This window comes from Nitrospirae bacterium CG2_30_53_67, from assembly GCA_001873285.1.
Classification (GTDB): Bacteria; CG2-30-53-67; CG2-30-53-67; order CG2-30-53-67; family CG2-30-53-67; genus CG2-30-53-67.
The window spans coordinates 1-12,500 of record MNYV01000050.1 but is presented as its reverse complement, the minus strand read 5'-3'; the positions used below and the strand labels follow the sequence as shown (position 1 = coordinate 12,500).

The following is a 12,500-nucleotide window of genomic DNA, read 5'->3' as shown; positions in this document are numbered from 1 at the left end:
GTCGGTCCCTAAGCCGAGGCCGAAAGGCGTAGGTGATGGGTGACAGGTTAATATTCCTGTACCACTAGGTGAGCGCTTGAGTGAAGGGGTGACGCAGAAGGGTAGACCAGCCCTGGATTGGATTGCAGGGTTTAAGCCCGTAGGAGGGGATCTTTGGAAAATCCGGGATCCCAATTCAAACTCCGAGAGGTGATGACGAGTCCGCTCGCAAGAACGGACGGAAGTGGTTGACCCCATGCTGCCGAGAAAAACCTCGTAACGAGTTCATCTGGTGACCGTACCGAAATCCGACACAGGTAGGTGAGGAGAATATCCTAAGGCGCTCGATAGAACCCTGGTTAAGGAACTCTGCAATCTAACTCCGTAACTTCGGGAGAAGGAGTGCTCTCAGTAAGTGAAGCGTTTCGCACGCCGAGCTGAGGAGAGTTGCAAAAAAATGGCGGGAGCGACTGTTTAATAAAAACACAGGTCTCTGCTAAGTCGCAAGACGATGTATAGGGACTGACGCCTGCCCGGTGCCGGAAGGTTAAGGAGAGGAGTCAACTCGAGCAATCGGGCGAAGCCCCGAACCGAAGCCCCGGTAAACGGCGGCCGTAACTATAACGGTCCTAAGGTAGCGAAATTCCTTGTCGGGTAAGTTCCGACCTGCACGAATGGCGTAACGATTCCCGCGCTGTCTCAACCAGGGACTCGGTGAAATTGAAGTGCCGGTGAAAATGCCGGCTACCCACGGCAAGACGGAAAGACCCTGTGCACCTTTACTACAACTTGGCACTGAATTTTGGGATAGCATGTGTAGGATAGGTGGGAGGCTTTGAAGCCGGGACGCTAGTTTCGGTGGAGCCAACCTTGAAATACCACCCTTGCTGTTCTAGGATCCTAACCTAGGCCCGTCATCCGGGTCAGGGACAATGTCTGGTGGGTAGTTTGACTGGGGCGGTCGCCTCCAAAAGAGTATCGGAGGCGCGCGAAGGTTCCCTCAGGCTGGTCGGAAATCAGCCGTAGAGTGCAAAGGCATAAGGGAGCTTGACTGCGAGACTGACAAGTCGAGCAGGTGGGAAACCAGGTCTTAGTGATCCGGCGGTTCTGTATGGAAGGGCCGTCGCTCAACGGATAAAAGGTACGCCGGGGATAACAGGCTTATCTCCTCCAAGAGTTCACATCGACGAGGAGGTTTGGCACCTCGATGTCGACTCATCGCATCCTGGAGCTGAAGCAGGTTCCAAGGGTTCGGCTGTTCGCCGATTAAAGCGGTACGTGAGTTGGGTTTAAAACGTCGTGAGACAGTTTGGTCCCTATCGGCCGTGGGCGCAGGAGATTTGAGGAGAGCTGCTCCTAGTACGAGAGGACCGGAGTGGACGGACCTCTGGTGTTCCAGTTGTCACGCCAGTGGCATAGCTGGGTAGCTACGTTCGGAAGGGATAACCGCTGAAAGCATCTAAGCGGGAAGCCCACTCCAAGATTAGATCTCCCGGGCCTTAGGGCCCCTGAAGACCCCTCGTAGACTACGAGGTTGATAGGCTGGGTGTGTAAGTCCCGTGAGGGATTGAGCTAACCAGTACTAATCGGTCGTGAGACTTGACCACTTATTTTGCTTTTAGCTGAATCTGCCTGTTAGTTTTCAAAGGTGTCAGAGACAATCGAATCGTGTCTGACGCCTTCAAGAGCCATAAAATTTCTCGGTGGCTATGGCGGAGGGGACCCACCCGATCCCATCTCGAACTCGGAAGTTAAGCCCTCCTGCGCCGATGGTACTGCAAATTTGTGGGAGAGTAGGGCGTTGCCGGGGAATTGTTTTTGGAGGACAAGCATCTTGTTATAAGGTGCTTGTCCTTTTTTATTGTCTTGAATCCTTTGATTCACAAGTAACGGGATATGTCAAAAAATAGATGTCAAAATAAAGTATTGCCCCACCATGAATACTTTGTTATACTAACTATTGAATTATACTGATCTAAGTGGCTGTTTTAAAAAAAAATTATGGCCGGTGCTCGGACAGAACATCCTCTCTGAGGTCACCTGTGGGACAGGCAGTCTCCATCAGTTTTGAAGGCGATAAGGTCAAGGTCGTTTACGCGGCACTGAAGGGGAGTAAAATCTCTGTTCATGATGCGATGGTTCTTCCGGTTGAACGGTTTGACGGCTTTCTGGCGGAGCAGAAGATTCGGGACTTCACGGTCAGTGTAGACTTTAGGAACTTTTTCCAGGATACGATCACGATTCCACCCGTCAGGAAAAACCTGGTCAAGCCCCTCATTCTCTCAGAGATCAGAAAAAAGAACCTCGTCGAAGGGACCGTTACCCTTGTTTTTTTCAAGACCGGACAGAAAATTAAAGGCGGGAAAAAATTCGATGAATACTTCGTCTTTTACGTCTCACAGAACGAGATAGACGAACTCGTGGAGAAGTTCCTTTCCAGGGGAAAAAGGATATCTGAGCTCTACCCGAATATGCTCTCGGTGCTGAAAATTCTGCCTGCGGGAGAGAAGCCCTACTTGTGTCTTTATGAGACAGGAGGAAAAAAGAACCTTGTCCTGATTCATCGGGGTACGGTGCTCTTTACCCGTTCCACCCCTTCGGTAGGCGAGGGTTTGATTGATTTCGACATCCAGAATATCAACATGACGGTCAATTACTGCCGTCAGACCCTCAGGATAGAGCCCAAGGAGGTGATGTTTATCGGCGGGACGGGTAAGACGGCCTCCACGTCCTTAAAAACCCTCATCCCCATGGCGTTCATGGACAGACCCAAAGAGATCTTTGTCGATGAACAAAGATTCGTTGATTATCTCATCCCGATCTCGGCCCTTGGGAGCGGCAGGGCCGAGCGCATGATGACCGATGAATACAGGAGATTCTATGGCCTTTCAAACCTGGTGCGCCGTGCGACGGCCTCCTTCCTCATCCTCTCGGTGATCCTGGCCGGGCTTCTCGTCTTTAATGGTTTCAGGTACGCCTCCCTGAACAGACATCTGGTCTCGCTCCGTCTTCAGGAGCAGGATCTTCAGCCGGTATTGGAAGCGTACCGGGTGACGCTGCAGCAGCTCAGCAAAGAGAGGCCCTTGATTGACTTTGTGAACCGGATGAACTCTTTGCCCTCTGCGTCCACGCTCATGTACAAGCTCTCCGGCCTGGAGAAAAGGGGAATGAACATACGAAACCTCGATGTGCGGACAGATGAGGCGAACTCTGATTTAAGGCTCAGCATCAACGGGCATATTGAATCCGAGGATCTGTACGGCGCTCAGAAATCCCTTGAACGTGTGATCGCGGAGCTGAAAAGGATCGGGGGGATCCAGAGCGCGGACGGCAAGATATCCCTCCAGGACAAAAGCTTCACCCTTGAGGCAGGGTATCAGGAAACCGGGGAGCATTGAATGTACGGAAAATATCTTGCGCGTCAACTGCCCTTTTATTTGATCATGGGGATCCTATGTTCGATCCTTCTCGGCTTCAACGTGACCGTGATGAAATACAACAGGTCCCTGGGAACGATCATCGAAAAGAGCGGTGTTCTCCATGCCAAGAAGTTGCAGATGAAGAAGGACACGGATGAAGCGGCGCTCAGGGTGAAGGAGATTCGGGGGTTGAGGCCTGCGAGGTTCTGGAAGACGCCCGGAGATGAATTCATCCTCAAGGCCATAGACGACGTCCGGGCGGGAATGAAAGGGGACATCCTGACGGTCACCACGATTGACAGGGGGCCTTCCGAATTCGCTCTCGACATAGGGCTTTCATTCAACTTTGACACCTATTCCCAGGCATGGCGGAGATTGTATGATCTTGATCAGATGGCATTTCCCTTTTTCCGGTTCACGTCGTTTTCTTTTCAGAAGGACCAGCCCGAGAGGGCGTTGTGCAAAATACAGGGGAAGATCGTCATGCCTGTTCCGGGAGGAGGCGAATGATCAGCAGGAAGCAGATGGGACTGGTCATGCTGCCGTTTCTGTTTCTAACGGTTTTTTTCTACGTGTCGCTGAAGAAGGATATGGCGATCAGCCTGACCCCTGCCGAAAATGAGATCTACAGTTACAGGACGGACACGGTCCTTACGGACAGTTTCATTAAGAAAAGAACTTCACTGGACATTTCCGCCGGCTTGAGCGGCCCCCTTTATGTCGAACAGAGAAGTGTCTCGGGAACGGACCGTCCCGGCGCTGAAAAGGGGTACGTTGTTTCCCTGATCCTGATCAGCAGGAATGAGAGAAGGGCGATTATCAATAACGCCATTGTCGGTGAGGGGGACATCCTGGACAATCGAAAAATTTCCAGAATAGAGAAGGACAAGGTCGGCATCACCTTAAACGGGATGACCACATGGGTGAAACTGGAGGAACCATGAAAAACATAGGGATGTTCTGCCTGATATTCCTGGTCTCCTGTTCAGGCGTATCCAAAGAGATGCGGAAGACAGAGATCGGAGAGACTCCGAAGGCCGAGGCTTCCGTCCAGGTTCTTCCGGAGGAGGCGCTTCCTCCTGCAGTGCAGGTCCCGTCATTCAGGCCCATATCCGAGGATATTTCTCCCCTGAACAAGAGGATCATCTCCATATCGGTCAGGAACGCCGCTTTGAGGGACGTGGCCAAGATCGTCTCGGATGCCGCGCAGCTGAATCTGGTCATGGAAAAAGGAGTCAACCCTGACGCTCCGGTCACCGTCACCCTGAACCACGTGAACATCAAGAACGCCCTTGATATCCTGTTCTCTTCGGTGGATTATTTCTATGAGGTGAGGAACAACCTCCTCGTGATCAAGGCGCAGGATACCAGGATCTTTGAGCTGGGTCATCCTTCCATGATCAACAATTATTCCGTCTCTCTCGGCGGCGATATCCTCGGCGGGACATCGTCGGGCGCCTCGGGCGGCAGCAGCACCGGGACGGCCGCGTCATCGACCACGACGGCGACGAACCTGAAGGGAGACGTCAAGATCGAGGGGAAGACAAGCGAGGAGTCGCAGGACCTCTGGAAGGCGGTCTCGGAATCCATCTCGGACCTGATCAAGACTGACGAAGCCGGGCTCAAGCCCTCTTTCAGCATCAACCGGATCACCGGCACCATTATGGTTACGGCATCCAAGGGGGCGCTGGAGAAGGTGAAAAACTTTCTGGACAAGACCAGGGAGAGCCTCAACCGGCAGGTCATGATCGAGGCGAGGATCGTTGAGGTGCAGCTCTCCGACAGTCTCATGTACGGGATAGACTGGGAATTCATCAAAGACTGGCAAAAGGTCGGCCAGGTGAGCGTCGGGACGTCCAGTTTCAACAGTGTGGTGTCGTCAACGGGACCAAGCTTCCAGTTCGGCATTACCGGTGTGGATTCCACCATGCTCCTGAAGGCCCTTCAGACGCAGGGGAACGTCAATGTCCTTTCCAACCCGAGGGTCAGTCTGATGAACGGACAGACGGCCATGCTGAGTGTCGGGAGAAACACCAATTTCATCTCGAGGGTTCAGACCACGACATCGACTTCGGCTGCTTCGACCGGGGTCGTGACGTTCACCATCGAAACCAGCAGCATCTTGTCCGGCCTGATCATCGGCATTGTGCCGTACATCAACTCAGACGGGAACGTCTCCATGACCATCACGCCCATCGTCACCGATCTGATCAGCCTTGAGGAGAAGGCGCTCGGAACGGTCGGAACCAACAACGTTTCCTTGTCCTTGCCGACCGTGGACCTCCGGGAAATGAGCACGACCGTCCGGGTGAAGGACGGGGAGATGATCATCATCGGAGGGCTCATCAACCGGAAGGAATCGGACAGGGAGAGCGGTGTTCCATTCCTGTCGAAGGTTCCCATGATCGGCTCCCTTTTCAAGACCACGGAAAAGGTGGAGCAGAGGACCGAGCTGGTGATCATGCTCAAGCCCATGGTGGAGAAGGCGGAATAATGGCGGCGCCCAAGAGGATCGGACAACTTTTAAAAGAGAAGGGCCTCATCACCGAGGAGGAGATCAATGTTGCCATTTCCCAGCAGAAGATCACCGGGGATCTCCTCGGTGATACGTTCATCAAGATCGGTTTCGTGTCGTCGGCCGAGGTGGCAAAATCCCTTTCCGAACAGGCCGGCATCCCCTATCTGAACCTTCATGAGTATGCCATATCCGAAGAGGCGCTCAGGCTCGTTCCCAAGGACGTGGCCGAAAGGATCGGTTTCATGCCCATCGATTACAAGGCGGGACGCCTGACGATCGGCATCATCAATCCCAGCAATGTGCTTGCCATCGACACGGCCGCCCAGATCACCAAGATGCCTCCCGAGGTCTTTGTCATTGATTCAGACGCCTATTACGACATGATCGACCGGGCGTACTATTTCATGCAGCACCCCATCGAGGCGAGACTCGATGCGGCGGTCCAGGCCGTGAAGACCGCGGAGACGGTGACGGCTCAGAGCATCTCCAATCTCACGGAGCTCGCCATCATGAATGCGATCCACAGAAAGGCCACGGACATTCATATCGCCCCCGAACTGCAGACCGTCCACGTCTTTTACCGGATAGACGGCGTGCTGCAGCACGGGCTCTGCTACCCCAAGACCGCCCAGAGCGGTGTGATTTCCAAGATCAAGGTCATGGCCCAGCTGGATATCTCGGAACAGAGGCTGCCCCAGGACGGGTCGTTCAGGTTTCCTTTCCTCAATAAGACCTATGAGATGCGTGTCTCCACGGTCCCGGCCATCTACGGTGAAAACGTGGTGATTCGGGTCCTCTCAGGCGCCGGGCCTCTGGTCCGGCTCAGCGCCCTGGGTTTTTTTGAAGAGGAGACTCGGATGCTTCAGGCCCTTTTCAAGAAACCCTATGGGATTATCCTGATCACCGGGCCCACGGGGAGCGGGAAAACGACCACGCTCTATGCCGCCCTGAGGGAGATCAACATCCTTGAGAAGAATGTTCTGACCGTCGAAGACCCCGTGGAGTACAGGCTGAGCTTGGTCAGGCAGACCGAGGTCAACGAGAAGTCGGGATATGACTTCGCCCTTGCGGGAAGGAACTTCATGCGCCAGGACCCCGATGTCATGCTCCTCGGTGAAATCCGGGATGAGGAGACCGCAAAGATCGCCATACGGGCGTCCATCACGGGGCACCTGGTGCTGTCGACCCTTCACACCAACGATGCGATCACCGCGGTTCCGAGGCTGATTGACCTCAACGTGGACCGGTTCCTCCTTTCGTCCTCGCTCCTTGCGATCGTGTCTCAGCGACTTGTCCGGAAGATCTGTTCGTACTGCAAGAAGGAACATCGGCCGACGGAGGAAGACATGCTCAGGCTGAAATTTGCGGGCGCCGATGAGCAGATCGAGACCGCATTTGTCGGAGCGGGCTGCAAGGCATGCAATGGAACAGGGTATGCGGGGAGGATTGCCATAGGGGAAATCATGATCGTAGACGATGAAATCAAAGAGCTGGTATCCACGGCCGCGTCCATCAGGACCATCCGGGATACCATGGTGAAAAAGAAGATGAGATTTCTCCTCGAAAGCGGGATACGAAACGTCAGGAACGGGATGACCACCATCGAAGAGGTATTGAGGGTCGCAGGCTGATGCCGTTTTATCAATACAAAGCCGTCACCAATGAGGGTGTTGAGGTCAAGGGCGTCGTCGAGGCCATGGACTTTGATGACGTCTACCATGCAACCGAAACGTCCGGGCTGTATATCCTGGATATCAGACGGACCCACGCCTATGCTGCGCCGCTCCTGGACCGCTTTCATGCCAGGAGGGTGAAGAGAAAGGACATGATCGAGTTCTCGAACAACCTCGCCGTCATGATCAAGGCGGGTATCCCCCTTCTCACGGCGCTTTCGGATATTGCTGAAACGACCGAGAACGAATATTTTCAAAAGAAAATTGAAACGATTCGGAACACGATCTCCCTGGGCGCATCCTTGGGCGATGCGGTCCGCATGCATGCGGTGATCTTTCCGGATATTTTCATCCGGCTCGTCTCCGTGGGTGAAGAGACCGGGAACCTCGAAGGGAGCCTTCGGGACGTGGCCGGTCATCTTCGGAGAGTCGAAGACCTGGTCTCTGCGATCAAGCGGGCGCTGGTCTATCCCATTTTTGCCTTTACCTCCGCGATGGGCGCCATGATCTTCTGGCTCGTCTATGTCCTGCCGAAGATTCTCTCGCTCTTTCAGGACATGCAGGTGGCGATACCGGGGGTCACCCGGTTCCTCATCGTAGCGAGCCATTTTACGCAGAAGTTCTGGCCGATTCTGATGCTGCTGCCGTTTATCTTCTATGGGATGATCAAACTGATGAAACGGAACAGCAAGGCCGCTTATTATATTGATCTCGCCAAGCTCAAGATCCCGATCATGAAGCTCATTGTAGAGAACAAGATCCTTGGCCTCTTTACCGAGCAGATGAGGATCCTGATCCGGTCAGGGTTGACCATTGACCGTTCTTTGGAACTGGTTTCGGAAATCGTGGGGAATGCCGTCTACATGAACGCGATTACCAGGGCAAGGGAAGAGGTCCTTGCGGGCTCCGCCATTTCGGACGCCCTGAAGAAACAGCGGCTCTTCTCTCCCCTTCTCCTCCGGATGACGCACGTGGGGGAGACCAGCGGGACGCTGGAAGAACAGTATACATTCCTGTCGGAATTCTATATCAAAAAGCTGGACGACATCTCGGAACGGCTCGGCAAGATGCTGGAGCCCATCATCATCATTGTCCTCGGGATCATGTTCGCGGTCATCATCATCGGTCTGCTTCTGCCGGTTTATGATCTGATCTCAAAAATGGGGAAGGTATAATGGACTATCTCACCTACTACGGACTGAACGAAGAGCCTTTCAGGATCACGCCTGACGCAGGGTGTTTTTTCGCGTCCAGGAGCCATCACAACGCCCTCCTTTCCCTGGGGTACAGCACCGACCATAGGGAAGGGTTCTGCCTTGTGACCGGGGAGCCCGGCGCCGGAAAGACCACGCTTCTCAACGTGTTTCTTGAGCAATACCGGGACAAGGCTGAAATCGCCATGGTCCTCACCCCGAGGCTGTCACCCGGAGAATTTCTCATGGCCATGCTCGAGGATCTCGGCGTCCAGTGCGCATCAGCCAACAAGAACGAGGTCATCCGGACGTTCCGGGATTTTCTCATACAGAAGTCTCTTGAAGGGAGGGCCGTGATCATCCTGGTGGATGAGGCGCAGAACCTTCCTGACGAAACCCTGGAGGAACTGCGCCTGCTCTCCAACCTGGAGACCGAAAAGGAGAAGCTCCTCCACATCATCCTGGTCGGCCAGCCGGAACTTGCCGCCCGTCTCCGGTCGCCGCAGCTCAGACAGCTTGATCAGAGGATCATCACGCGCATGAACATTGACCCTCTCGACATCAAGGAGGTCGGGGATTATATTTCCTTCAGGCTGACCAAGGCCGGGAGAGGACACGTCAGGTTCAGGGATGCCGCCATCAGGCGGATTGACCAGTATTCCAAGGGCATCCCCCGGCTCATCAACACGATCACGACCCGGACCCTCATGTCGGCGTTCCTTGAGGAGGCCGGGGAGATCGAGCCGAAACATGTGCAATACGCCGTGCAGAGCCTGAAGCTTGAAGAGAAGAGACGCATCAGAAAGCCCTTGGCGAGGCCCGTGTTTGCGGCCGGGCTCGCGCTGGCCGTGGTATTTTATTTTGTCTCCACGGGATGGGTCAGGTCGTATGCCGGCAGGATCGTCTCCGACGTCCATGCCGAGGCAATGGTTCAGGCCATCAAGTCGTCCCATGTCAACACGGCCCGATCCGATGAACAGCCGATCCAGGCGGAAGCTGAGGCAATCGGGCCCTCCCCGGGAGACTCCGCTCGGCCGGATAAATGCCCGGCTCGGATGAAAGTTGAGGAAATAACAGAATCCCACCCCAAGGTCAACCATCCGGTTCCTTCTCCGGAAGCGGGAAAACAGGAATCCGGTGAAGACGCAAGAGGCGGGATATTCAGTCCTGCTTCGGCGCCTCCCAATGAAATTCAGAATCATGCGGATCAAAATAGGGCGGACCCGATGTCCGCCATGATCATCTCTCATTCAGCGAATGTGCGGGAGACCCCGGGATTGAACGGCGAAAAGATCGCTTATGTCCAGCAAGGTGAGAATGTCCGTCTTAGGAACGAGACGGCCGACGTGGACGGGATTCTCTGGCGCCGGGTGGATCTTGATGACGGCAACTCCGGATGGATCTCCTCGAAGGTGCTCAGGCTCACGTCCGGGGAATGAAGGCGAAAGGAGTTTTATGGTCAATGATGGTCTCCTGAGAACTCCCTCTCCCTCTGATGGGAGAGGGTTGGGGTGAGGGTGAGATTGGATTAGCCTCCCCCTCCCCTCAGTCCCCTCCCACGAGGGAGGGGAAACATCTTATGAAGCCGTATCCTTTATTTCAGCCTGCCAAGACTTTGCTCCGCTTCCTTCTTCACGGACTCTGAAATTAGGGCGGAACGGATGATTCCTGAATAAACACCCATGGCCTCTTCCCTGCGTCCGGAAAGCTCCAGGACCCTTGCCATGTGGATATAGGCATCACTCTCGCCGGTGTTCACAAGGTTCTGATACAGGCTCAACGCCTCTTTAAACTTTCCCTGTTTTTCATACAGAAGTCCGAGGTTGTAGAGGGCATTCCTGTTGTAGGGCTCGGAATCCACGGCGGATTTAAGAAGGCGTTCCGCCGCTTCATTTTTATTCAGTCCTGCAAGGGATACCCCAGAGTTGACCATGGCTGGAACATAGGCGCCGTTGATGGCCAGCGCTTTTCTTGCATACTGCAGGGCGCTTTCATAGACCCCCATTTGGAGAAAAAGAGAGGATATGTTGCTGAGAATCAAGGGGCTGTTCGGATTGTATTTCAAGGCGTTCATATATTCGGCCAGCGCCTCGGGGTATTTTCTCTGTTCCTCAAACTGCAAGGCTGAATAGATGGAAGCGGCCGCCTCCGTATCATTGCCACCGGCCGGGTTTGAGGCCGCGGCCTCTCCACGGGTTTCCTTTACTTCTCTCAGGTCTTCAGCGGGCGGAACGGCTCTTGCGGCCTTTTCCCGGCTGATCAAGGGCGCTTGGCCGGCTTCTTTTCGGGCCGTATCCTCCGGATGTTCTGCAGGCTCAGTTCCTCCGGCTTGGGAGTTCATGGGAGGACCTTCGGCGCCGCTGTTCTCTGTTTCTTCGCCGGTCTGTGGGCCGGGCGCTTTTTCCGGAACAGGGGCCGGGGTATTTTCCCGGTCTGCGGTTTTTACCAAAGGCACGGGCTGATCTTCTTCCTGCTCCCGGGCGGCGGTTCTTGAAGGTTGATGTAATGCGGATACGTCCGGTCCCGGAGCCTTGCCGGTTTTTTCGTGCACGAAATATACAAACCAGGAGCCTGCGGTTATGGAGCAGATGATCAAAAGCCCGATGAAGAGAAAAAGTCCTGAAGTCGTTTTTTTTTCTCTTTTCGGGGAGATCAGCTCTTTCAGCGCAGGGGGAATGTCCTTGTTCCCTTTTAGGGTCCCCTTGGCCTTTGAAAGCAGTTCAGCGAGAAGGCTCATCCGTTCTCCTTTTGTGGCAATCGGCCGCACCTACTGTCAAAATTATAATATAAATACGAAACAAGCAGTTAATTATAGAATATGATCAACAGCATGAAGTTTGATATTTGGAGAGGAGGAAATGGTATGGTGAAGAATAATAAAGGATTTACCCTTGTTGAGCTTGCCATTGTTCTTGTGATCATCGGCATCATCCTCGGCGCCGTGCTCAAGGGGCAGGAGCTGATCACGAATGCCAAGACAAAAAGAACGTATAATCTTCAAAGAGAAGTATTTGCCGCAATTTATACCTATGTGGATAAATACACCAAGCTGCCCGGAGATGACAATACCGTTGCCGGAAGGACGGGGTTCGGGGGTCTTTATTCCGGCGGGAATGGAGACGGCCTTATTGACCCGGCAGTGGCGGGGGTGGTGGACTTTGCTTGTGTAAGCCCTGCTTCAAGCGAGTCCTGCGGCCTCTGGGAGCACCTCAGGGCGTCAAATATCATCGGGGGGAGCCTGCCTAATAATCCTGCCAACCCCTTTGGCGGTGCGGTGGGCGTGGGCTATGCTACCGTGCAAGGGCTCTTGACAAACTGGATCGGCATGACCAGTATCCCGCCCGATATCGGCCAGTCACTGGACACGCTGTACGATGACGGGCTCTACGATGCCGGTACGATCCGCGCCGGCGCCGTCTATACCAGCGCAACCCCTTTGAACCTCTATTTTAAACTTTAAGGATATCGTCACCCATTTTTGGTGCAGGTAGAGAATCAATATTCTAAATTGGAGGAAATTATGAAAAAACCAAGCGTGTTGAGGGAAGAAAAAGGATTCACCCTGATCGAGCTCGCCATTGTCCTCGTGATCATCGGGATTATTCTGGGAGCGGTTCTCAAGGGACAGGACCTGATCGCCGGCGCCAGGGCCAAGAAATTTATCATGGATGCCGGGAAAAAATGGGAAATCGGCGCATGGACGCATTTCGACAGGATC

At 54.1% G+C, this 12,500-nt stretch carries 9 protein-coding genes, 2 rRNA genes and 1 pseudogene (1 of these 12 running past the window's edge); 11 read left to right on the top strand and 1 reads right to left on the bottom strand.

Annotated elements, in window-relative coordinates:
• The 9 genes from AUK29_02880 to AUK29_02840 all read left to right on the top strand — a co-directional run.
• Positions 1 to 1,588: ribosomal RNA gene (locus tag AUK29_02880) — 23S ribosomal RNA — on the top strand; it begins 1,396 nt to the left of the window's first position.
• A 90-nt stretch (positions 1,589 to 1,678) separates the two neighbouring features.
• Positions 1,679 to 1,789: ribosomal RNA gene (gene rrf / locus AUK29_02875) — 5S ribosomal RNA — on the top strand.
• 232 nt (positions 1,790 to 2,021) lie between these two features.
• A complete protein-coding gene (locus AUK29_02870; GenBank protein ID OIP65365.1) occupies positions 2,022 to 3,377 on the top strand; it encodes a hypothetical protein in 1,356 nt (451 codons plus the stop codon).
• Positions 3,378 to 3,908, top strand: a complete 531-nt coding sequence (locus tag AUK29_02865; GenBank protein ID OIP65364.1) for a hypothetical protein — start codon at positions 3,378 to 3,380, stop codon at positions 3,906 to 3,908.
• Entirely contained in the window at positions 3,905 to 4,342 is a 438-nt protein-coding gene (locus AUK29_02860; protein OIP65363.1) for a hypothetical protein, read from the top strand. Before AUK29_02865 ends, AUK29_02860 begins: the two co-directional genes overlap by 4 nt.
• Positions 4,339 to 5,892: a pilus (MSHA type) biogenesis protein MshL gene (locus AUK29_02855; protein ID OIP65362.1), complete on the top strand. Its 1,554-nt coding sequence runs from the start codon at positions 4,339 to 4,341 to the stop codon at positions 5,890 to 5,892. Before AUK29_02860 ends, AUK29_02855 begins: the two co-directional genes overlap by 4 nt.
• Positions 5,892 to 7,547, top strand: coding sequence for a hypothetical protein (locus AUK29_02850; protein ID OIP65361.1), 1,656 nt, complete (start codon positions 5,892 to 5,894; stop codon positions 7,545 to 7,547). Before AUK29_02855 ends, AUK29_02850 begins: the two co-directional genes overlap by 1 nt.
• Positions 7,547 to 8,764 carry a hypothetical protein gene (locus tag AUK29_02845; GenBank protein OIP65360.1) on the top strand — a complete coding sequence of 406 codons (1,218 nt, stop codon included), beginning with the start codon at positions 7,547 to 7,549 and terminating at the stop codon, positions 8,762 to 8,764. The genes AUK29_02850 and AUK29_02845 overlap by 1 nt, the downstream gene beginning before the upstream one ends.
• On the top strand, positions 8,764 to 10,221 hold the full coding sequence (locus AUK29_02840; protein ID OIP65359.1) for a hypothetical protein: 1,458 nt from the start codon (positions 8,764 to 8,766) through the stop codon (positions 10,219 to 10,221). Before AUK29_02845 ends, AUK29_02840 begins: the two co-directional genes overlap by 1 nt.
• Before the next feature lie 155 nt (positions 10,222 to 10,376).
• Here the strand turns inward: AUK29_02840 and AUK29_02835 are convergent, their stop codons facing one another.
• Complete coding sequence (locus tag AUK29_02835) at positions 10,377 to 11,519, bottom strand: hypothetical protein (protein OIP65358.1); 1,143 nt, start codon at positions 11,517 to 11,519, stop codon at positions 10,377 to 10,379.
• 129 nt (positions 11,520 to 11,648) lie between these two features.
• On the opposite strand from AUK29_02835, the gene AUK29_02830 reads away from it, so the two are divergent.
• Both AUK29_02830 and AUK29_02825 read left to right on the top strand, forming a co-directional pair.
• Positions 11,649 to 12,242, top strand: a complete 594-nt coding sequence (locus AUK29_02830; protein OIP65366.1) for a hypothetical protein — start codon at positions 11,649 to 11,651, stop codon at positions 12,240 to 12,242.
• Positions 12,243 to 12,302: 60 nt separating this feature from the next.
• Positions 12,303 to 12,500, top strand: a pseudogene (locus tag AUK29_02825) (hypothetical protein).